Origin of the sequence: Rhodococcus opacus B4 (assembly GCF_000010805.1) — a bacterium.
In the GTDB taxonomy this organism is placed as follows: Bacteria; Actinomycetota; Actinomycetes; order Mycobacteriales; family Mycobacteriaceae; genus Rhodococcus_F; species Rhodococcus_F opacus_C.
The window spans coordinates 5,299,737-5,320,362 of the sequence record NC_012522.1; the positions used below are offsets into that span (position 1 = coordinate 5,299,737).

Annotated in this window: 19 protein-coding genes; 14 read left to right on the top strand and 5 right to left on the bottom strand. The window is 69.3% G+C overall.

Going from position 1 to position 20,626, the window contains the following annotated elements:
* Positions 1-22: 22 nt before the first annotated feature.
* Both ROP_RS24335 and ROP_RS24340 read right to left on the bottom strand, forming a co-directional pair.
* A complete protein-coding gene (locus ROP_RS24335) occupies positions 23-712 on the bottom strand; it encodes a response regulator (protein ID WP_015888664.1) in 690 nt (229 codons plus the stop codon).
* On the bottom strand, positions 709-2,274 hold the full coding sequence (locus ROP_RS24340) for a sensor histidine kinase (protein ID WP_015888665.1): 1,566 nt from the start codon (positions 2,272-2,274) through the stop codon (positions 709-711). Before ROP_RS24340 ends, ROP_RS24335 begins: the two co-directional genes overlap by 4 nt.
* A 160-nt stretch (positions 2,275-2,434) precedes the next feature.
* On the opposite strand from ROP_RS24340, the gene ROP_RS24345 reads away from it, so the two are divergent.
* The 3 genes from ROP_RS24345 to ROP_RS24355 all read left to right on the top strand — a co-directional run bounded on the left by ROP_RS24345 (position 2,435) and on the right by ROP_RS24355 (position 5,198).
* Positions 2,435-3,820, top strand: a complete 1,386-nt coding sequence (locus ROP_RS24345; RefSeq protein ID WP_015888666.1) for a C4-dicarboxylate transporter DctA — start codon at positions 2,435-2,437, stop codon at positions 3,818-3,820.
* Between the two features lie 81 nt (positions 3,821-3,901).
* Positions 3,902-4,396 carry a glutathione peroxidase gene (locus tag ROP_RS24350; RefSeq protein WP_015888667.1) on the top strand — a complete coding sequence of 165 codons (495 nt, stop codon included), beginning with the start codon at positions 3,902-3,904 and terminating at the stop codon, positions 4,394-4,396.
* A gap of 97 nt (positions 4,397-4,493) precedes the next feature.
* Positions 4,494-5,198 (top strand): DUF2334 domain-containing protein, encoded by a 705-nt coding sequence (locus ROP_RS24355; RefSeq protein ID WP_015888668.1) that lies wholly within the window; start codon positions 4,494-4,496, stop codon positions 5,196-5,198.
* Between the two features lie 12 nt (positions 5,199-5,210).
* Here ROP_RS24355 and ROP_RS24360 read toward each other — a convergent pair whose 3' ends face one another.
* Positions 5,211-5,858 (bottom strand): MBL fold metallo-hydrolase, encoded by a 648-nt coding sequence (locus ROP_RS24360; protein WP_015888669.1) that lies wholly within the window; start codon positions 5,856-5,858, stop codon positions 5,211-5,213.
* A gap of 131 nt (positions 5,859-5,989) precedes the next feature.
* On the opposite strand from ROP_RS24360, the gene purS reads away from it, so the two are divergent.
* Both purS and purQ read left to right on the top strand, forming a co-directional pair.
* Positions 5,990-6,229 carry a phosphoribosylformylglycinamidine synthase subunit PurS gene (purS, locus tag ROP_RS24365; protein WP_005244409.1) on the top strand — a complete coding sequence of 80 codons (240 nt, stop codon included), beginning with the start codon at positions 5,990-5,992 and terminating at the stop codon, positions 6,227-6,229.
* Positions 6,226-6,903 (top strand): phosphoribosylformylglycinamidine synthase subunit PurQ, encoded by a 678-nt coding sequence (gene purQ / locus ROP_RS24370; protein ID WP_015888670.1) that lies wholly within the window; start codon positions 6,226-6,228, stop codon positions 6,901-6,903. Before purS ends, purQ begins: the two co-directional genes overlap by 4 nt.
* Positions 6,904-6,956: 53 nt before the next feature.
* On the opposite strand, the gene ROP_RS24375 is transcribed toward purQ, so the two are convergent.
* A complete protein-coding gene (locus ROP_RS24375) occupies positions 6,957-7,604 on the bottom strand; it encodes a HemK2/MTQ2 family protein methyltransferase (RefSeq protein WP_015888671.1) in 648 nt (215 codons plus the stop codon).
* 195 nt (positions 7,605-7,799) lie between these two features.
* On the opposite strand from ROP_RS24375, the gene malQ reads away from it, so the two are divergent.
* Entirely contained in the window at positions 7,800-9,905 is a 2,106-nt protein-coding gene (gene malQ, locus ROP_RS24380) for a 4-alpha-glucanotransferase (protein WP_015888672.1), read from the top strand.
* 9 nt (positions 9,906-9,914) lie between these two features.
* Here malQ and ROP_RS24385 read toward each other — a convergent pair whose 3' ends face one another.
* Positions 9,915-10,505 carry a TetR/AcrR family transcriptional regulator gene (locus ROP_RS24385; protein WP_015888673.1) on the bottom strand — a complete coding sequence of 197 codons (591 nt, stop codon included), beginning with the start codon at positions 10,503-10,505 and terminating at the stop codon, positions 9,915-9,917.
* 94 nt (positions 10,506-10,599) lie between these two features.
* Between ROP_RS24385 and ROP_RS24390 the strand changes: the two genes are divergently transcribed.
* From ROP_RS24390 to purF, 8 genes are all read left to right on the top strand, one after another.
* Positions 10,600-11,805, top strand: coding sequence for a macrolide family glycosyltransferase (locus ROP_RS24390; RefSeq protein WP_015888674.1), 1,206 nt, complete (start codon positions 10,600-10,602; stop codon positions 11,803-11,805).
* 40 nt (positions 11,806-11,845) lie between these two features.
* Entirely contained in the window at positions 11,846-12,199 is a 354-nt protein-coding gene (locus ROP_RS24395; protein ID WP_015888675.1) for a VOC family protein, read from the top strand.
* Between the two features lie 25 nt (positions 12,200-12,224).
* Entirely contained in the window at positions 12,225-13,508 is a 1,284-nt protein-coding gene (locus tag ROP_RS24400; RefSeq protein WP_015888676.1) for a M18 family aminopeptidase, read from the top strand.
* A gap of 143 nt (positions 13,509-13,651) precedes the next feature.
* The gene (purL, locus tag ROP_RS24405) at positions 13,652-15,937 is read left to right on the top strand and encodes a phosphoribosylformylglycinamidine synthase subunit PurL (protein ID WP_015888677.1); all 2,286 of its coding nucleotides are present in this window, start codon (positions 13,652-13,654) and stop codon (positions 15,935-15,937) included.
* Positions 15,938-15,940: 3 nt separating this feature from the next.
* Complete coding sequence (locus tag ROP_RS24410; RefSeq protein ID WP_015888678.1) at positions 15,941-17,710, top strand: alpha/beta hydrolase; 1,770 nt, start codon at positions 15,941-15,943, stop codon at positions 17,708-17,710.
* Positions 17,707-18,351, top strand: a complete 645-nt coding sequence (locus ROP_RS24415) for a CPBP family intramembrane glutamic endopeptidase (protein WP_015888679.1) — start codon at positions 17,707-17,709, stop codon at positions 18,349-18,351. The genes ROP_RS24410 and ROP_RS24415 overlap by 4 nt, the downstream gene beginning before the upstream one ends.
* Before the next feature lie 4 nt (positions 18,352-18,355).
* The gene (locus tag ROP_RS24420; RefSeq protein WP_015888680.1) at positions 18,356-18,742 is read left to right on the top strand and encodes a sterol carrier family protein; all 387 of its coding nucleotides are present in this window, start codon (positions 18,356-18,358) and stop codon (positions 18,740-18,742) included.
* A gap of 185 nt (positions 18,743-18,927) precedes the next feature.
* Positions 18,928-20,511, top strand: a complete 1,584-nt coding sequence (purF, locus tag ROP_RS24425) for an amidophosphoribosyltransferase (protein WP_015888681.1) — start codon at positions 18,928-18,930, stop codon at positions 20,509-20,511.
* The last annotated feature ends 115 nt before the right edge of the window (positions 20,512-20,626 follow it).

Consider the following 20,626-nt stretch of genomic DNA (forward strand, 5'->3'; position numbering starts at 1 on the left):
TTTTCTCGGGTCGGCGCGGGAGTCAGCGCAGCGCGTAGCGAACCTGGGGACGCCCCGCCCGGCCGTACTCGGTGTGCCGGGTGAGCACCCCGTCGTCGGCGAGCCGTTCGAGATACCGCCACGCCGTGACCCGGGAGACCCCGATCCCGGCCGCCACCTCGGCCGCCGTCAACGGCCCGGCCGCCTCACGGACGCAGGCGGCGACGTGATCGAGGGTCTGGGGTGCAACGCCTTTCGGGGACGCCGCGCGCTCGTCAGAGGTGCGCAGGGCAGACATCGCCCGGTCGATGTCGTGCTGGCTCAGCGCGTTGCTTCCGGCGGGCAGCGCGTCGCGGAATTCCCGGTACCGCTCCAGTTTGTCGCGGAACGCCGCGAACGTGAACGGCTTCAGGAGATACAGCGCGATTCCGCGCGCCACGGCGGTCCGGACCATCTCGAGGTCGCGGGCCGAGGTCACGGCGATCACGTCGGGACTCGGCCGCACGCCGCTGAGCGCCGCGGCCACGTCGAGTCCGCTCGCGTCCGGCAGGCCGATATCGAGCAGCACCAGATCGATGGGGTCGTCACCGGCGTTCGCGGCGGCGACCGCGCGCATTGCCCCGCTGCCGTCGTGGACGACGGTGTGGACCGAAAAGCCGGGCACGCGTTCCACATAGGCGCGATGCGCCTCGGCGATGAGCGGTTCGTCCTCGACGATCATCACCCGGATCACGTGGCGGCTCCCTCGATCGGGATCTCGACGACGAGCATCGATCCGAGCGACGGCTCCGTGTGGATCGTCCCGCCGTGCCGGGCCACCACCTGCGCGACCAGCGCCAGTCCCAGCCCGCGCTGACCCGACTTGGTGGAATAGCCGCGCGTGACCGCCTTGTCGAGTTCGTCGGCGGGAATGCCGGGCCCGCTGTCGGCCACCTGCACCACCATCGTCGAATCCTCCTGACGGACCGTCACTTCCACCCACGCGTCCTCTCCGGGGGATCCTGCCGCGCCGCGGGCGGCGTCGATCGCATTGTCCACGAGATTACCCACCAGCGTGACGAGTTCACGCGCACTGAGCGGCGCCACGGGACCGAGGGCGGTGTCCTCGGTGACGGTCAGGTCGACTCCGCGCTCCGCGGCCACCCCCACCTTGCCGAGCAGCAGTGCGGCCAGCGCCGGTTCGTGCACCGCCGCCATCAGGCGGTCGATCAGTTCCTGCGACAACCGCAGATCCTCGGTGGCGAACGCGATCGCGTCGTCGTAGCGGCCCAGTTCGACCATCGTGATGATCGTGTGCAGACGGTTCGCCGATTCGTGAGCCTGTGACCGCAGCGATTCCGCGAATCCGCGAACCGAGTCGAGTTCGCCCATGATGCTTTGCATTTCGGTGCGATCACGCAATGTCAGCACCGTCCCGAGGCGCTGCCCCTCCCACTTCACGGGCTCCCGGCTGACCAGCAGCACACGGTCGGGGGTCACGTGCACCTCGTCCCGCGAATCGTCGTCCTGCGATTGTCGCAGCGACTCCGGAAGCGCGGTCACCGGGACGGGGCCCTCCGAGAGATCGAGGAGGCGGCGCGCTTCGTCATTCACCACTTCGGCCTTCGCGGTGTCACCGCTGTCGCGGCCGAGCACCACCAGGCCCTCGCCGATCGAGTGCAGGACGGCGTCGTGATGCTCGTACATCTGCCGCAGCTCGTCCGGCGCCATCCCCAGTGTCTGACGGCGCAGGCGCCGACTCAGCAGGAACGAGCCGGCCGCCGACACCGCCAGACCGATCGCGGCGACCGCGAAGATGGTCGGCAGGCTGGCGGCGAACTGGTCGCCGATCTTCTCACGCGTGACGCCGACGGACACCAGGCCCGCGACCCGGTCGCCGTCGTACACCGGGGCCACGGCCCGGATCGAGGGTCCCAGCGAGCCGGCGTACGTCTCCGTGAACGTCTCCCCGCGGAGAGCGCGCTCGATGTTCCCGGAGAACACGCCGCCGATCAGCTCCGGGTTGGTGTGGGTGAACCGAATGCCGGCGGGCGTCATCACGACGATGAAATCGGTGCCCGTCGCGGTGCGGATCCGCTCGGTCTGCGGCTGGAGCACCGCCGTCGGGTCGGGGGAGCGCAACGCCTCCACCGTGCCGTCCGACAGCGCGAGCGTGGTGGCGACAGCGGTGACGGCCCGTCGGGTGGTCTCGTCGCTGTCGCGGCGCTGGTCGACGATGGCCAGCGCCGTCCCGGCCGCGATGACCAGCACCAACACCACGAGCTGCAGGAGAAAGAGCTGCCTCGCGACGCTCATGGGCCGTCTCGGCGAATGGTGCGGCAATGCATTTCTCCTGAACGTAATGAACACAAACTTCACCAGCCAAGCGATCGCTTAGAAGATTCTTCCAAGACGTGATCGCGGTCACTAGCCGGCCTCACCGATCAGCTTGCCACTCGAATTGGAGGACAATCCCATGAGTACTGCGACAGGGAAGACCAAGAAGCGCGACCGGACACACTGGTTGTACATGGGGGTCATCGTCGCCGTCGTCGCGGGCGTCCTCGTCGGATGGCTGGCTCCGGGAGTCGGCAAGTCGCTCGGCGTGCTCGGCACGATGTTCGTCGACCTGATCAAGATGATGATCAGCCCGGTCATCTTCTGCACGATCGTGCTCGGCATCGGATCGGTGAAGGCCGCCGCGAAGGTCGGCAAGGTCGGCGGACTCGCCCTCACCTACTTCATCGGCATGTCGACGGTCGCGCTCGGAATCGGTCTGGTGGTGGGTAACCTGCTCAACCCGGGCTCCGGCCTGAACATCAGCGCCGACACCGCGGGCACCGGAGCGGCGCTCGCCGAGAAGGCCCACGGCGCCGGCGGCACCATGGACTTCCTCCAGTCGATCATCCCCACGTCGCTGATGTCGGCGCTGACCGAGGGCAGCGTGCTGCAGACCCTGTTCGTCGCGCTGCTCGTCGGCTTCGGACTGCAGGCCCTCGGCAAGCAGGGTGAGCCGATCCTGCGCGGTGTCGCCTCCGTGCAGAAGCTCGTCTTCAAGATCCTGTCGATGATCCTGTGGCTCGCACCGATCGGTGCCTTCGGCGCCATCGCGAACGTCGTCGGCCAGACCGGTCTCGGCGCCGTCGTCCAGCTCGCCACTCTCATGCTCGGCTTCTACCTCACCTGCTTGATCTTCGTGTTCGGTGTCCTCGGATCCGTGCTCCGCGTGGTCGCCGGCGTCTCCATCTTCAAGCTGGTCCGGTACCTGGCCCGTGAGTACCTGCTGATCTTCGCCACGTCCTCGTCCGAGTCCGCCCTGCCCCGCCTGATCGCGAAAATGGAACACGTCGGCGTCGAGCGCACCACCGTCGGTGTCGTCGTCCCCACCGGCTACTCGTTCAACCTCGACGGCACGGCGATCTACCTGACCATGGCGTCGATCTTCATCGCCGACGCAATGGGCCAGCCGCTGTCCTTCCCCGAGCAGCTGTCGCTGCTGGTGTTCATGATCATCGCGTCCAAGGGTGCTGCCGGAGTCAGCGGCGCCGGGCTCGCCACCCTCGCGGGCGGCCTGCAGAGCCACCGTCCCGAACTGCTCGACGGCGTCGGCCTCATCGTCGGTATCGACCGGTTCATGTCCGAGGCCCGCGCGGTCACGAACTTCTCCGGCAACGCCGTCGCCACCCTGCTCGTCGGGTCCTGGACCAACACGATCGACAACGAGCGCGTCCGCACCGTCCTCGACGGCAAGCTCCCGTTCGACGAGTCCACGATGGTCGACGACGGCCACGGCGACGCCGCCGAAGAGCAGGTCACCGAGAGCTCTGCCGCCGAAGAACCGCGGGTACTCGTGAAGAGCTGACACCCCTCCGAAGTGAACCGCTGTGCGCCCGGGCGATTCGAAGCCTGGGCGCACAGAGGTTTGTTGGCTACGTTGGTGCGCATGACGACTCCTGTTCAGAACATCGGTATCAACACACTCGGCGGCACGCCGACCTCCCTCGGCGAGTACGACGGCCGGGCCGTCCTCGTGGTGAACGTCGCCTCGAAGTGTGGACTCACCCCGCAGTACAAGGGCCTCGAGAAGCTCGCCACCGACTACGCCGACCGCGGCCTGACCGTCCTCGGTGTCCCGTGCAACCAGTTCATGGGCCAGGAACCCGGCACCGCCGAAGAGATCGAAACCTTCTGCTCCACCACCTACGGCGTCACGTTCCCGTTGCTCGAGAAGATCGAGGTGAACGGGGAGAACCGGCACCCGCTCTACGAGGAACTGGCCAAGACCACCGACGCCGAAGGCGCCGCGGGCGACATCCAGTGGAACTTCGAGAAGTTCCTCGTCGCACCCGACGGCACCGTCGTCAAGCGGTTCCGGCCCCGCACCGAACCCGACGCCCCCGAGGTCGTCGAGGCCATCGAGGCGATCCTGCCGAAGTAGGCGGCTCCGCCGCTCGTGCGCCTTTCAGGTAGCTCCCACAACCGGAAAGGCGCACGAGCTTTGCCTCGTGTTCACGTTCACCTGCCACGCTGGGCTCATGACCGGACAGCTGATCGTGTCGGTGTCGGGGATCAAGGACGAGACGCGCGACTCCGCGGCCGCGTTCGCCGAGGAAATGGATGCACGCGGCGTGCCGCTGTCGCTGCTCGTCGCCCCACGCCTGAAAGACAAGTATCGACTGGTCAACGACCCCGCGACGCAGGACTGGCTCCGCGCGCGCCGATCCCGGGGCGACGCCGTCGTCCTGCACGGATACGACCAGGCCGCCACCAAGCGCCGTCGGGCCGAGTTCGCCTCGCTCCCCGAGCACGAGGCGCGGCTGCGACTGCTCGCGGCCGACCGGGTGATGGAACAGACCGGGCTGCGCACCAGGCTCTTCGCCCCGCCGCGCTGGCTGGCGTCGCAGGGCGCGGTCGCGGCGCTGCCGTCCGCCGGGTTCCGGCTGCTCGCCGGCATGACCGCCATCCACGACCTCGAACGCGGGACGTCGGTGCGGTCCCGGGTGCTGGGGATCGGGGAGGGATTCCGAGCCGAACCGTGGTGGTGCCGGGCCCTCGTCCTCGGCTCCGGACGCACCGCCAGACGCGGGGGAGTGGTGCGACTCGCCGTCACCGCCAAGCAGCTGGGCACGTCGGGACCGCGGCAGGCGATGCTCGACGCCGTCGACCTCGCGCTCTACCACGACGCGCGGCCCGACGTGTACCGCTGGGAGCGGCGGATTTCGCAGATCGGTGCGGCCTGACCCACGGGGCCGTCAGGCCACCTCGACGCTCGACTCGCCGGGCAACGTGCGGAACTCGGTGCCCTCGGGCGCCATGTCCGTGTACCGGCCGTAGAAGATGCCGGTGGCCTCGTTAGCGATGATCGCCTGGTGGATCGGCACCGCGACCCGCGGTGCGACGGCGCGCAGGTAGTCGACGGCCTCGGAGATCTTCAGCCACGGTGCCGCGGCGGGCAGGGCCAGCACGTCGACCTTCTGTTCCGGGACGAACAGGGAGTCGCCGGGGTGCATCAGCCGGGCCGGGTTCGCGGCGTCGCCGAGGAGGAACGCCGTGTTGTCGATCACCGGGATGTCGGGGTGGATCACCGCGTGCCGCCCGCCGGTGCCGGTGACGTGCACGTCGCCGATGTCGAACTCGTCGCCGGCGTGCACCCCCGTCCAGGCGCCGCCGAGTTGCGCCGCGGTCTGCGGGTCCGAGTACAGCGCCGCGCCGGGGTTCGCCTCGACGAGGGCGGGCAGTCGTTGCTGGTCGACGTGGTCGGGGTGCTGATGGGTCACCAGGATGGCGTCGAGTCCGGTGATGCCCTCGAATCCGTGGGAGAAGTTGCCCGGATCGAAGAGGATGGTGGAACCGTTCAACTCGACGAGGACGCAGCTGTGGCCGAAGTGAGTCAATCGCATGAATTCGAGTATGCGCCTGCATGCATGGCCCGTCCCCTTCGTCCGATGCGAACCGCAGGCAGGTAGCCCGGTAAACTTCGGGGTGCCCGGTGTTCCACTCTGGGCTCGCGCACTACAACAAGGAGCAGCACGTGGCCCGTGTCGTCGTCGAAGTCATGCCCAAGGCCGAGATTCTCGACCCCCAGGGGCAGGCCATTGTCGGAGCGCTGCCGCGGCTCGGCTTCGCTGGAGTGTCCGATGTCCGTCAGGGCAAGCGTTTCGAGCTCGAGGTCGACGGCAGTGTCGACGACGCTCAGCTCGAGAAGATCGCCGAGGCCCTGCTGGCCAACACGGTGATCGAGGACTGGACCGTGAGGCGCGTCGAAGCATGAGCGCCCGCGTCGGAGTCATCACTTTCCCCGGCACCCTCGACGACGTCGACGCCGCCCGCGCGGTGACCCTCGCCGGCGGCGAGGCCGTCAGCCTCTGGCACGGCGACGCTGACCTCAAGGGTGTCGACGCCGTCATCGTCCCCGGCGGCTTCTCCTACGGCGACTACCTGCGGTGCGGCGCCATCGCGCGGTTCGCGCCCGTCATGGGCAAGGTCGTCCAGGCCGCGCAGGGCGGCATGCCGGTCCTCGGTATCTGCAACGGCTTCCAGGTGCTGTGCGAAGCGGGGCTGCTGCCCGGCGCTCTCACCCGCAACGAGGGCCTGCACTTCATCTGCCGCGACGAGTGGCTGAAGGTCGAGGCCACGTCGACGGCGTGGACGTCCCGCTACGAGACGGGCGCCGAGATCCTCGTCCCGCTCAAGTCCGGCGAGGGTCGCTTCCAGGCTTCGGCGAACGTCCTCGACGAACTCGAGGGTGAGGGCCGCGTGGTGTTCCGTTACGCCGGCGACAACCCGAACGGTTCGCAGCGCGGCATCGCGGGCATCTCTTCGGCCAACGGCCGCGTCGTGGGCCTCATGCCGCACCCCGAGCACGCCACCGAGGCCCTCACCGGCCCGAGCGACGATGGACTCGGCATGTTCTATTCCGTGCTCGACAGCGTCATCTCCGCCTGATCCGATCGGCGCCGTGCGAGCCTGAGGCAACGCACGGCGCCGCCACGGTGCGCCTACTTGACGGCGCGTATCACCACGATTTCCTCGAGGGTCTGACCGGCCTCGATGAGCCCTCTCCGTTCGAGCATCTCCCGCCGTTCGACGAGGACCGGGCCGAACGGGATTTCGGCCGTCGCGGCGACGTCGACGCACATGTTCTGTTCCTCGAGCATCGTCAGCGTCTTCTCGACCCCACTGAGAACGGACTGCGCGAGCAGCAGGACGCCACCCGGAACGAGAACCTCGGGTGCCTCGCAGCAGATTCGATCGAGTAGTGCCCGTCCGTTCTTTCCCGCGTCCCACGCGCGCGCCGGACCGCGGTCGGGCACCGTGTCGACAGGTGCCGGGACGTACGGCGGGTTCGACACGACGACGTCGAACCGGTTCTCGCGGACGTGTTCGGTGAGGTCTCCGCGGATCACCCGGATCCGGTGCCCGCGGGCGAGCGCATTGAGCCTGATGCTGATCGCCGCCCGCCTCGACACGTCCACCGCGGTGACCCGGCCCGCACCGGCCGCCGCGGCGGCCACGCTCAGTGCGCCGGTTCCCGCGCACAGATCGAGCACCCGCGAGTGGGGACCGAGTGGCTCCGCCGCCAGGACACCCGCCAGCAACTGCGTATCGTGTTGCGGGCGATAGACTCCGGGAAGACGTAGCAGCATCGAAGACTCCTCGGTTGCCGGGCGCATCCGCGTACGCCGGTGGAGTGCCACCGGGCGCTCACCGTGGACGCCGTGCGTCTGATTACCGAACAGTTACCCCACTCGCTGCGGCGCCAATCACGCCGGCGGGTCCGGCCGCCGCGGCGACGGCCCGGAAGACGCGCGGAACCCGAAGCGAACTGGCACGATCGACGGGTGACGTACACCGAGCAGTTGCGTGATCTCGCGGCCCGGCACGGGGTGGCGACGTCGTACCGGGGCTGGGATCAGCGGCGGCACGACGTCCGCGACGACACCCTGCGCAGCGTCCTCGCAGCGCTCGACGTTCCCGCTGCAACGGACGACGAGGTGCGGCGCGCCCTGTTCGAGTGCGACGTGGCGCCGTGGCGGTCGATGCTGCCGCCCGTCGTCGTCGGAACGGACGGATCCGAGGCCCGTTTCGTGGTCCACGTCCCACACGGCGCGGACGTGGACGTCACCATCGACACGGAGTCGGGCGGGACCGTCCGGGCCCGCCAACTCCAGGTGTGGGTCGATCCACGCGAGGTCGACGGAAAGCTGATCGGCCGTGCCACGTTCGCCGTTCCGCCCGGGGTCCCGTGCGGATGGCACACGGTGCGGGCGTCGACCTCGGCCACCTCCTCGTCGTGCACCCTCGTGGTGACACCGGCGCGGTTGTCCACGTCCGACCATCTGCGCGACCGCCGGCGCTGGGGTGTGCTCACGCAGCTGTACTCGATCCGGTCGCGCCGGTCCTGGGGTGTGGGGGATTTCGGCGATCTCGCCGATCTCGCGTCGATCTTCGGTTCCGTCCACGGCGCCGACTACGTTCTCGTCAATCCGTTGCATGCGGCGCAGCCCCGGCCGCCGATCGAGGCGTCGCCGTACCTGCCGACCACCCGGCGCTACGTCAACCCGCTGTACGTCCGCGTCGAGGACATCCCGGAGACGGCGTACCTCCCGACCCGACGTCATGCGAGGATGCGCGACGCCGCAGCGCGATTCGAGCGGGCGAACGACCGGCCCGACCGGATCGCCCGCAACCCGTCGTACCGCGCCAAACTCCGGGTACTCGAACGGGTCTTCCGGATCGAGCGCAGCCCGAGCAGGCAGCACGCGTTCGAGGAATTCTGCCGCGTCGAGGGCGACGGACTGCGGGACTTCGCGACCTGGTGCGCGCTCACCGAGAAACTACCGCCCGACGACCCGCGATGGACGACGAAGGCCGGTGCGCCCGACAGCGACTGGGTGCAGGCGCAGCGGCGTAAGCTCGCGCCGCGCATCGAGTTCTACTCGTGGCTGCAATGGGTATGCGACGAGCAGCTTTCCGACGCCCAGGCTGCGGCACGCGCGGCGGGCATGGACATCGGGATCGTGCACGATCTGGCCGTCGGCGTCCAGCGCGGGGGTGCGGACGCGTGGTCGCTGGGAACGGCTCTGGCAGAGGGTATTACCGTCGGCGCTCCTCCCGACGACTTCAATCAGCAGGGTCAGCAATGGAATCAGCCGCCGTGGCGGCCGGATCGGCTGGCCGAACTGGGATACGCCCCGTACCGCGACATGCTGCGCACCGTGCTGAAGCATGCGGGTGGGCTGCGGGTCGATCACATCCTGGGGCTGTTCCGGCTGTGGTGGATCCCCGCCGACGCGGAGACGCCGGCAGACGGAACGTACGTCACGTACGACCACGAGGCGCTGATCGGGATCCTCGCGCTCGAGGCGGAGCGCGCGGGCGCCGTGGTGATCGGCGAGGACCTCGGGGTGTTCGAACCCGCGGTGCAGGACTACCTCGCCGAGCGCGGCATCCTCGGGACCTCGATCCTGTGGTTCGAGCACGACGGCGAGCGGCCGACGCCGCCCGAGGAGTACCGGACGCTGTGCCTGACATCGGTGACCACGCACGATCTTCCGCCGACCGCCGGATACCTCGCCGGCGAGCACATCGAATTGCGGTCGCGGCTCGGGCTCCTCGAACGCGACCTCGAACTCGAGAAGGAACACGACGCGCACCAGCGCGAGGCCGTACTGCAACTGGCGCGCGACCGCGGATTGCTGGCGGACGACGCGTCGATCCCCGACACCGTCAAGGCGCTGTACCGGCTGATCGCCCGGAGTCCCTCGCTGCTGTCGGGTGTCGCACTCGCCGATCTGGTGGGGGAGCACCGCGTCCAGAATCAGCCGGGCACCGACGAGACCCAGTATTCGAACTGGAAGATTCCCCTCGCGGACGCGTCCGGGCGTGCCGTCCACGTCGAGGACCTGGCGGACGGCGATTTCGGGTTCCTCGACGACGCCCGCTGATCCCGGACGTCAGGGGGCGAGAGCGCGCATCGCCAGGTCGACGACGGCGTCCGCGTGGTCGTGGGTGAGGGGATGCGCTCCGCTCTGCCAGCGGTAGAACATCGGCGCCATGAACAACTCGAAGGCGAGTGCGAGGTCGATGTCGGACCGCATCTGCCCGGCGTCCTGCGCCGAGCGGAACCGCGTGGCGACGAACTCGAACTGCGGCCGGTAGATCCGTTCGACGATCTGTTCCTGCAGGGCCGAATCCTGCAGCGATTCGATGGACAGCGCCCGGAACAGCGGTTCGAAGTCGGGGGAGGTGAACTCGTCGACGGTCGCGCGCAGGACCAGTCGCATGTCGGCGGCGAGGTCGCCGGTGTCGGGCAGGGCGAGGACCTCCTGGGCGCCGGCCGCGTTCTGTTCGTGCAGGGCGTCCACGACGAGCGCGCCCTTGGACCGCCACCAGCGGTAGATCGTCTGCTTCCCGACCTTCGCGCGCGCGGCGATGCCTTCGATGCTGATCTTCGCGTAGGGCTGTTCGCGGATCAGCTCCTGTGTGGCCTGCAGGATCGCGGCGCGGGACCGTTCGGATCGGCGGGGATTGTCGGTGGACGGCATGAACGGATCCTAGATCAGACGAGACGTATCGTCTTGACTCGTACCTTGTCGGGTGCCATCCTGAAACGAGACGGACCGTTCCGTCTCGGAAAGGATGAAGATGACCCGCTCTCACATCGCCATGGTCAGCATTCCGGCGCCCGGGCACGTCAACCCCAGTCTGGAGATTCTCCGCGAACTCGTCGCGCGCGGGCACCGCGTGACGTATGTCAACGACGCCGCCGTGAAGGACGTCGTCGAGAGCACCGGGGCGGAATTCAAGGAGTACGCCTCGACGTTGCCGCGCGTGAACACCGCGGGGGCGACGGACGAGTCCGGGCAGTCGTGGGACGGCGACACCATCGATCACCTCACGCTGTTCCAGGCCGAGTACGAGTCGATGCTGCCGCAACTGCGCAGACTGTACGAGGGCGACCGCCCAGACCTGTTCCTCTACGACATCGCCGGAGGTCCCGCCCGCGTCCTCGCCGAGGAATGGGGCGTGCCGATCGTGCAACTGTCGCCGACGTACGTGGCCTGGGACGGGTACGAGAACGACATGAAGTCGTTCGTGGACACCATGCGGGCGGACCCGCGCGGGGCGGCACTGTACGAGCGGCAAGGAAAGCTGCTGCGGGACAACGGGGTCGAGACCGACCCGGACGAGTTCTACGGGCGCCCGGCCCGGGCGGTGGTGCTGATCGCGAAATCGATGCAGCCCAACGCCGACCGCGTGAACGAGGACGTCTACACGTTCGTCGGACCGGCGCTGCCCACCCGGCGGCCTGCCGACGGCCGGTGGGAGCGCCCGGCAGGCGCGGGCAAGGTGCTGCTCGTCTCGCTCGGCACCGCGTTCACCGATCACCCCGACTTCTACCGCCGCTGCCTCGAGGCGTTCGGCGACCTCGACGGCTGGCACGTCGTCCTGCAGATCGGGCAGCGCGTCGACGTCGACGACCTCGGCACGGTGCCCGGCAACGTCGAGGTCCACCGCTGGGTGCCGCAGTTCGACATCCTGGGGCAGGCCGACGCGTTCCTCACCCACGCCGGCATGGGCGGGTCCAGTGAGGGCATGTTCACGGGGACCCCGATGATCGCCGCGCCGCAGGCCACCGACCAGTTCGAGAACGCCGACGCGCTCGTCGCCGCGGGAGTGGCGGTGCGCGTGGACAGTTCGGACGTGACCGCGGACGAACTCCGGGACGCGCTCGAACGGGTCGACGCCGAGCCGGTCCGTCGCCGCAGCTCCGAGCTCGCTGCCGAGTTACGTTCTGCCGGTGGCGTGGACGCCGCCGTGCGGGTCATCGAGGAGTTCCTGTGAATCCGCGGAACGTGTCGGTGGTCACGTCTACTCTGCGGGCATGGCACTCACACTCGGCATGATCACGTTCGACACCACCGACCCGGGGCCGCTCGCGAAGTGGTGGGCGAAGCAGACGGCGGGCACGGTCGAGCAGGAGAACGACGGCTGGTTCTACGTCGTCGCCCTGCCGGATTCCGCGCAGAAGCTGGCGTTCCAGAAGGTCGAAGATCCCACTCCCGGCAAGAACCGCATCCACCTCGACCTGGCGTCCGAAGACCTCGACGGTGAGGTGCGCAGGCTGAGTGCCGACGGCGCAACGGAGGTCGCGCAGCACGAGATGGGCGGTTTCCGATGGGTCACGCTCACCGATCCCGACGGCAATCAGTTCTGCGTCTCGGGTCCACACACGTGACAGGGGGTCCTGCATGATTGACCCCATGCCTTCCACCACGTGGGCCGACGCCCAGGGACTCTGTACCTTCGTCGATGCGTCACCGTCGCCGTTCCATGTGTGCGCGACGGTGTCGATGTTGCTGACCGGCAACGGTTTCACCGAGTTGCACGAGACCGACTCGTGGCCCGGCGAGCCCGGCCGGTACTTCCTGGTGCGCGGCGGATCCCTCATCGCCTGGAGCACCGAGGGGGTGGGCCGGACGGCGCCGTTCCGCATCGTCGGCGGGCACACCGACAGCCCGAACCTGCGCGTCAAGCAGCACCCCGACCTCTCGTCGGCAGGGTGGCAGCTGGTCGGGCTCGAACCGTACGGCGGAGCGTGGCTCAACTCGTGGCTCGACCGCGACCTGGGCATCTCCGGACGGCTGAGCGTGCGGGCCGGCAACACGGTGGAGGAGAAGCTCGTCCGCGTCGACGAACCGATCCTGCGCGTGCCGCAACTGGCCATCCACCTGTCCGAGGACCGCAAGGGTGTGCACCTCGACCCGCAGCGCCACCTCAACGGTGTGTGGGGCGTGGGTGCCGACCGCCGGTCGTTCATCGACTTCGTCGCCGAGCGGGCGGAGGTGCCTGCCGACGCGGTGCTCGGGTGGGAACTGATGACGCACGATCTCGCGCCCAGCGCCCTGGTCGGAACCGAACAGGATCTCGTCAGCGCGCCGCGGCTCGACAACCAGGGCACCTGCTACGCGGGTACGCAGGCGCTGCTGTCGGCGGTCGAGCGTCCCGGCGACCAGGTGCCGGTGCTCGCACTGTTCGACCACGAGGAGGTGGGGAGCATGTCGGATCGGGGCGCGTTCTCCGATCTGCTGAGCACCGTGCTCGAGCGGATCGTCCTCGGCCGCGGCGGCGGGCGCGAGGAATTCCTGCAGACCATGGCCGGCTCGATCTGCGCGTCCGGCGACATGGCGCACGCGACCCACCCCAACTACCCGGACCGGCACGAGCCCGCCCACCACATCGCCGTCAACGGGGGACCGGTGCTCAAGGTCAACCAGAACCTGCGCTACGCCACCGACGCGGCCGGGGCGGGCGCGTTCGCGCTCGCCTGCGATCAGGCCGGTGTGCCGCTCCAGCGGTATGTGCACCGGGCCGATCTGCCGTGCGGTTCGACCATCGGCCCGATCACCGCGTCCAGGACGGGGCTGAGCACCGTCGACGTCGGCGCCGCGCAGCTGGGAATGCATTCCTCGCGGGAGTTGATGGGTGCGCGTGACGTGCGGGCCTATTCCGACGCCCTTGCGGCCTTCCTCACACCGACGGCGTGACGGGGAGGGGCGGGGAGCGCCAGGTCGGTGCCGGAACGAGCCGCCGGATAGACTGACGTACGGCTCGTCGCCACCCGGCTTGCGCCGACCGTGACTCCCGGCTTGCCTCTCTTGACTCCCGTAGGGAAGGGACCCCACCTCCAGTGTCAGCACACCCGGTCGATACCGTCACCGCCGCCACCGCGACCCCCGACGTCGCACAGCCTTTCAAGGAGCTGGGTCTCAAGGACGACGAGTACGCCCGCATCAAGGAGATCCTGGGCCGGCGCCCCACCGAGGCCGAGCTCGCGATGTACTCGGTGATGTGGAGTGAGCACTGCTCCTACAAGTCGTCCAAGGTGCACCTGCGGTACTTCGGTGAGACCACGACCGACGAGATGCGGTCCTCGATGCTCGCGGGCATCGGCGAGAATGCCGGCGTCGTCGACATCGGCGACGGCTGGGCGGTCACGTTCAAGGTCGAGAGCCACAACCACCCGTCCTACGTGGAGCCCTACCAGGGCGCGGCCACCGGCGTCGGCGGCATCGTCCGCGACATCATGGCCATGGGCGCCCGCCCGATCGCCGTCATGGACCAGCTGCGGTTCGGTGCGGCGGACGCCCCCGACACCCGCCGCGTCGTCGACGGTGTCGTGCGCGGCGTCGGCGGCTACGGCAACTCCCTCGGCCTGCCCAACATCGGCGGCGAGACCGTGTTCGACGAGTCCTACGCCGGTAACCCCCTGGTCAACGCCCTGTGTGCCGGAACGATGCGCGTCGAGGACCTGCACCTCGCGTTCGCGTCCGGCGCCGGCAACAAGATCATCCTGTTCGGTGCGCGCACCGGCCTCGACGGCATCGGCGGCGTGTCCGTGCTGGCGTCGGAGACGTTCGACGGCGACGAATCCGGCACCGGACGGAAGAAGCTGCCGGCAGTGCAGGTGGGCGATCCGTTCACCGAGAAGGTGCTCATCGAGTGCTGTCTCGAGCTGTACGCCGCGAAGCTCGTGGTCGGCATCCAGGACCTCGGCGGCGCCGGTCTGTCCTGCGCCACGTCCGAGCTGGCCGCCGCCGGCGACGGCGGCATGCACATCAACCTCGAGCAGGTCCCGATGCGGGCCACCGGCATGACCGCGGCCGAGGTGCTCTCCAGCGAGTCGCAGGAGCGCATGTGCGCGGTCGTCACCCCCGAGAACGTCGATGCGTTCATGGCGGTCTGCAAGAAGTGGGACGTCCTCGCCACCGACATCGGTGAGGTCACCGACGGCGACCGGCTCACCATCTCCTGGCACGGCGAGACCGTCGTCGACGTGCCGCCGCGCACCGTCGCCCACGAGGGCCCCGTGTACGAGCGCCCCGTGCAGCGTCCCGCGAGCCAGGACGCCCTGGTCGCGAACACCACCGCCGGCCTGAAGCGCCCCGAGTCCGCCGACGAGCTGAAGGCGACGCTGCTGAAGATGATCGCCTCGCCGGCGCTGTGCAGCCGCAAGTGGATCACCGAGCAGTACGACCGCTACGTGCGCGGCAACACCGTCCTCGCCGAGAACGCCGACTCCGGCGTGATCCGCGTCGACGAGAAGACGGGCCGCGGCATCGCGCTGGCCACCGACGCGTCCGGCCGCTACACCGCGCTCGACCCGTACGCGGGTGCGCAGCTCGCCCTCGCCGAGGCGTTCCGCAACGTCGCCGTCACCGGCGCCACCCCCAAGGCCGTCAGCAACTGCCTGAACTTCGGATCCCCCGAGGACCCGGGCGTCATGTGGCAGTTCCAGCAGGCCGTGCGCGGTCTGGCGGACGGCTGCGCGACGCTCGGCATCCCCGTCACCGGCGGCAACGTCAGCTTCTACAACCAGACCGGCTCGACCGCGATCCTCCCCACCCCGGTGGTCGCCGTGCTCGGCGTCATCGACGACGTGCACCGGCGCATCCCCACCGGTCTCGGACTGGAACCGGGCGAGACCTTGATCCTGCTCGGCGACACGAACGACGAGTTCGACGGGTCCATCTGGTCGCAGGTCGAGCACGGCCACCTCGGTGGTGTCCCGCCGAAGGTCGACCTCGAGCGGGAGCAGTTGCTCGCAGACATCCTGCTCGCGGCATCCCGCGACGGCCTCGTCTCCGCGGCGCACGACCTGTCCGAGGGTGGTCTCGCGCAGGCCGTCGTCGAGGCCGCGCTGGCCGGGGAGACCGGCTGCCGCATCCTGCTTCCCGACGACGCCGATCCGTTCGTCACCCTGTTCTCGGAGTCTTCCGGCCGTGTGCTCGTCGCGGTCCCGCGCACCGAGGAAACTCGCTTTACGGGTATGTGCACGGCCCGTAATCTCCCGTGGGTGCGCATCGGTGTGGTCGACGAAGGGTCCGATTCCGTCGAGGTCCAGGGCCAGTTCTCGGTCTCGCTCGCCGAACTGCGCACGACGTTCGAGGGAACTCTGCCGGCATTGTTCGGGTGATGAATGGTCGAATCGGGGGCATTGGAGAGGGTTGACAGGGGGCCGCGGGAACTCTCGCGGCTGGTCGATCCTGCACTCCTCCACGGTCCCCGACTCGATCGGACCTGGCGTTTCCTTCGCCTCGACTTCACCGGTATCGCGTTCGCGACGCTGTTCTTCTGCTGGTCGCTGACGCCGTCGCTGCTGCCCCGCGACTGGCTGTTCCAGGGGCTGATCGGCGGCATCAACGCCGCGATCGGCTACGCGGTGGGTACCGCGATCGGCTGGCTGGTGCGCCGCTACCTATTGCGGGACCGGTCGTGGTGGCCGCTGCCGGAACCGTGGTCCACCGGCCTGCGCGTACTCGTGACGGTGACGTGCGCGTCGGTCAGTCTCGTGATGCTCGCGTACTCCGCGGCGTGGCAGCGTGAACTCGCCGCGCTGATGGGTGCGGAGGGCACCACCACCACCGGCTACATCCGCACCGGTGGTCTGAGCCTGCTCGTCGGCGCCTCGGTCATCTCGGTGTGGCGGCTGCTGCGCGAACTGGTGCGGTGGATCGCGGGGCGACTCATCCGGCGGTGGCACCTCGCGATCCCGACGGCCACCACCGTCGGCATCCTCATCGTGACGGTGCTGTTCTTCCTGCTCGTCGACGGTGTCCTGATGCGCGGCCTCTACGCCGCGACGAATGCGGTGTTCAGCCTGCAGAATTCGACCACCCGCGACGGCGTCGAGCAGCCGCTCGATCCCGAGAAGTCGGGCAGCCCGGAGTCGCTGGCGCCCTGGGACACCCTCGGGTACGAGGGCCGGAACTTCGTGTCCCGTGGCCTCGACGCCGACGAACTCACGGCGGCCAACGGCACCCCGGCCAAGGACCCGATCCGGGTGTACGCCGGACTCGAGACGGCCGAGGACCCGGACGAACGCATGGACGTCGTCATCGACGAACTCGAGCGGACCGGCGCGTTCACCCGCAAGGTCCTCGTCGTCATCCCCACCACGGGCACGGGCTGGGTCAATCCCACTGCGGCGCAGGCGATCGAGCTGGTCCACAACGGTGACACGGCGCTGGTCGCCGGCCAGTACTCGTTCCTGCCGAGCTGGATCTCGTTCCTCGCCGACCGGGAGAAGGCCGCGGAGGCGGGGAAGATGCTGATCGACCGCGTGCACGAACGGTGGCTGCAGGAACCCGAGGCTACCCGCCCCAAGCTGCTCGTCTACGGCGAAAGCCTCGGCACCCAGGCAGGGGAGGGCGCCTTCGACACACTGAGCGACATCCGGCAGACCGTCGACGGCGTGCTGTGGGTCGGCCCGCCCAACTCGAACCGGCTGTGGGGTCAGCTGATCCAGCGCCGCGACCCCGGCACTCCCGAGGTGGACCCCGAGTACGCGGCGGGTCTGGTGGTGCGGTTCGCCGACGACTCCGCCGACATGGTCGAAGACACCGGCGAGTGGTTGTCGCCGCGCATCCTGTACGTCCAGCACCCGTCCGATCCGGTCGTGTGGTGGTCGCCCGACCTCGCGTTCACCCGGCCCGACTGGCTGAAGGAACCACCGGGCGACGATCGGTCACCGTCCATGAAGTGGTTTCCGTTCGTGACGTTCTGGCAGGTGTCCGCCGATCTCACCAACGCGGCCGGGGTCCCGGACGGGCACGGTCACAACTACGGGACGCTCGTTCTCGACGGCTGGATCACGGTGGCCCAGCCCGAGGGGTGGACGCCCGCCGACACCGAGCGCGTCCGGTCCACCCTCGAATCCCTCGCCGGGACAGAGGGTCCGGAGAAGTGAGCAGGCTCGCCTCCGTGGCCGGTGCGGCGGCGGCCGTGCTGTGGAACAACGTGGTGCTGCCCGGTTCGGGGCTCGGCCCGTACGGGCGGGCCGTCGCGGGCGGCGCGCTCGGACTGTCGGTCGTGGGAGCCGCCCGCACCGCGGGGTACGGCGTCGACGAACTCGGTCTGTCCGCGTCGGCGGTGCGGTCCGGGTTGCGGTACGGCGCCGCGGCGTCGGTGGTCCCGCTCGCCGGATACGCGATCGCGCTGGGTGTGCCCGCCGCGCGCAGGCAGGTTCCGACCGGCGACCGCGTCGGCGATGTCGCGGGCTGGGTCGGGTTCCGGATCCCGGTGGGGACCGTCGCGCACGAGGAACTGCTGTTCCGCAGCGTCCTGTCCGCGATGCTCCGCCGCGGCTGGACGCCCACCGCGGCGGACGTCCTGCACGCCGCGACGTTCGGGCTGTGGCACGTGCGCGCGGCCCGGATCGCCCGCGACCCGATCGTCGCGAGTGTGCTGCTCACCGGTGCCTCCGCGTGGCTGTTCGAATGGTTGCGACGCCGCAGTGGCAGCGTCGTAGCCCCCGCTCTGCTGCATCTTTCGGTCAACGTCGGCGGGGTGCTGGCCGCCGAAGCTGCGCGGTCCCGCCCAGTAGATTGAGCGGATGCCGTCGCGTCGAGCCGTAGATCCCGCCGAACTGAGGGCCGCCGTACTCGAGGTCGGTCCGTGGTTGCGCGGCGACACCGAGGAGAAGCCGTCCCGCACCCAGCTGGCCGCGGCGGTCCGGCTCAGCGCGCGCACGCTCGAGCAGGTGGCACCCGGGTCGAGTGTGGAGGTGCGGGTGCCTCCGTTTGTCGCGGTCCAGTGCATCGAGGGTCCCCGGCACACCCGCGGCACCCCGCCCAACGTCGTGGAGACCGATCCCCGGACGTGGCTGCTGCTGGTGACGGGACTGCTGGATTTCGACGGCGCGACCTCCGGCGGCGGGGTGTCGGTGTCGGGGAGCCGCGCCGGGGAGATCGCCCACTGGCTGCCGCTGCTGCGCGTGTAGTCGCCTCAGCCGCGCAGGCCGCTCGATCCTGTGGTTCGAGGGTGCTGACCGATTCCGAAACTGATCTGTTTCCGGCCCGTCGTCCGGGAGCCGGGCCGGTTCGAAGGGCACCGTGGGCGAAGCAGCGGCGCCGGGCACGTAGACTGACCTTGCCCCTCACACGCCCATCCCCAGGGAGCACCCCGGTGACCAGAGCCGATCTGTCGGTCCACAGTCCTAATCTCCTCACCTCGAACCCGTCCGACGAGGACGAGAACGAGCCCCGCGAAGAATGCGGAGTCTTCGGCGTCTGGGCGCCGGGAGAGGATGTGGCGAAACTCACCTACTACGGGCTTTATGCTCTGCAACACCGTGGTCAGGAAGCGGCGGGCATCGCCGTCGCCGACGGTTCGCAGGTGCTGGTGTTCAAGGACCTCGGGTTGGTCAGCCAGGTGTTCGACGAGCAGACCCTGGCAGCGATGCCGGGCCACGTCGCCGTCGGGCACTGTCGGTACTCCACCACGGGCTCGACCACCTGGGAGAACGCGCAGCCGATCTTCCGCACCACCGCCGCGGGCAGCGGCATCGCCCTCGGGCACAACGGCAACCTCGTCAACACGGCGGAACTGGCGCAGCGCGCCCGTGCGGCGGGTCTCGTCAACGACAAGCGTCCCGGCGGCGCCACGTCCGACTCGGACGTCGTCGGCGCCCTCCTCGCGCACGCCGCCGCGGACAGCACCATCGAGCAGGCGGCCATGAGGCTGCTGCCGACGCTGCGCGGCGCGTTCTGCCTCACGTTCATGGACGAGCACACGCTCTACGCGGCGCGTGACCCGCACGGCATCCGCCCGCTGTGCCTCGGACGACTGGACCGCGGCTGGGTCGTGGCCAGCGAGACGGCCGCACTCGACATCGTCGGCGCGTCGTTCGTCCGCGACATCGAGCCCGGCGAACTGCTTGCCATCGACGCCGACGGCGTCCGCTCGTCTCGCTTCGCGAACCCCGAGCCCAAGGGCTGCGTGTTCGAGTACGTGTATCTGGCTCGTCCGGACAGCGTCATCGGCGGACGGTCGGTGCACTCCACCCGCGTCGAGATCGGCCGTCGCCTCGCCACCGAGCATCCCGCCGAGGGCGACCTCGTCATCCCGGTCCCCGAGTCGGGCACTCCCGCCGCGGTCGGGTACGCGCAGGGGTCGGGCATCCCGTACGGCCAGGGTCTGATGAAGAACGCGTACGTGGGCCGCACGTTCATCCAGCCTTCGCAGACGATCCGCCAGCTCGGTATCCGCCTCAAACTCAACCCGCTGAAGGAAGTCATCCGCGGCAAGCGTCTCGTGGTGGTGGACGACTCGATCGTCCGCGGCAACACTCAGCGCGCGCTCATCCGGATGCTCCGCGAGGCCGGCGCCTTGGAGATCCATGTCCGGATCGCGTCGCCGCCGGTCAAGTGGCCCTGCTTCTACGGCATCGACTTCGCCTCCCCGGCCGAGCTGATCGCCAACGGTGCGGGCGGCAGCGGCGAACCCGGCAGCTTCGACGAGATGCTCGAAGGGGTGCGCCGCTCCATCGGCGCCGACACCCTCGGCTACATCTCCACGGACGGCATGATCGCGGCCACCGAGCAGCCGGCGTCGCGACTGTGCGCGGCCTGCTTCGACGGCACGTACCCCATCGCGCTCCCCACGGAGACGTCGATCGGGAAGAACGTTCTCGAGGGAATGCTCGAGAGCGCGGCAGGTGGTCCCGCGACGCGGGAGAACGACAACGCGAACGCCCTCAGTCGGCCGTAGGCCGGTACATCGGGAGCCGGCCGGAGAACGTACTCCGGTACCGTAAGGACGCAATCACAGCACTCGATTGCCCGACCGACACGATTTTGACGAGCAACAGAAGGCTGGAGTAACA

What these genes read in the sequence shown, in the direction of transcription:
- ROP_RS24360 (WP_015888669.1), bottom strand. Translation starts at nt 5,858, where the DNA reads ATGCGATTGACTCACTTCGGCCACAGCTGCGTCCTCGTCGAGTTGAAC.
- ROP_RS24345 (WP_015888666.1), top strand. Translation starts at nt 2,435, where the DNA reads ATGAGTACTGCGACAGGGAAGACCAAGAAGCGCGACCGGACACACTGG.
- ROP_RS24400 (WP_015888676.1), top strand. Translation starts at nt 12,225, where the DNA reads ATGCCTTCCACCACGTGGGCCGACGCCCAGGGACTCTGTACCTTCGTC.
- ROP_RS24340 (WP_015888665.1), bottom strand. Translation starts at nt 2,274, where the DNA reads ATGAGCGTCGCGAGGCAGCTCTTTCTCCTGCAGCTCGTGGTGTTGGTG.
- ROP_RS24420 (WP_015888680.1), top strand. Translation starts at nt 18,356, where the DNA reads ATGCCGTCGCGTCGAGCCGTAGATCCCGCCGAACTGAGGGCCGCCGTA.
- ROP_RS24355 (WP_015888668.1), top strand. Translation starts at nt 4,494, where the DNA reads ATGACCGGACAGCTGATCGTGTCGGTGTCGGGGATCAAGGACGAGACG.
- ROP_RS24385 (WP_015888673.1), bottom strand. Translation starts at nt 10,505, where the DNA reads ATGCCGTCCACCGACAATCCCCGCCGATCCGAACGGTCCCGCGCCGCG.
- ROP_RS24390 (WP_015888674.1), top strand. Translation starts at nt 10,600, where the DNA reads ATGAAGATGACCCGCTCTCACATCGCCATGGTCAGCATTCCGGCGCCC.
- ROP_RS24375 (WP_015888671.1), bottom strand. Translation starts at nt 7,604, where the DNA reads ATGCTGCTACGTCTTCCCGGAGTCTATCGCCCGCAACACGATACGCAG.
- ROP_RS24350 (WP_015888667.1), top strand. Translation starts at nt 3,902, where the DNA reads ATGACGACTCCTGTTCAGAACATCGGTATCAACACACTCGGCGGCACG.
- ROP_RS24410 (WP_015888678.1), top strand. Translation starts at nt 15,941, where the DNA reads ATGGTCGAATCGGGGGCATTGGAGAGGGTTGACAGGGGGCCGCGGGAA.
- ROP_RS24395 (WP_015888675.1), top strand. Translation starts at nt 11,846, where the DNA reads ATGGCACTCACACTCGGCATGATCACGTTCGACACCACCGACCCGGGG.
- purQ (WP_015888670.1), top strand. Translation starts at nt 6,226, where the DNA reads ATGAGCGCCCGCGTCGGAGTCATCACTTTCCCCGGCACCCTCGACGAC.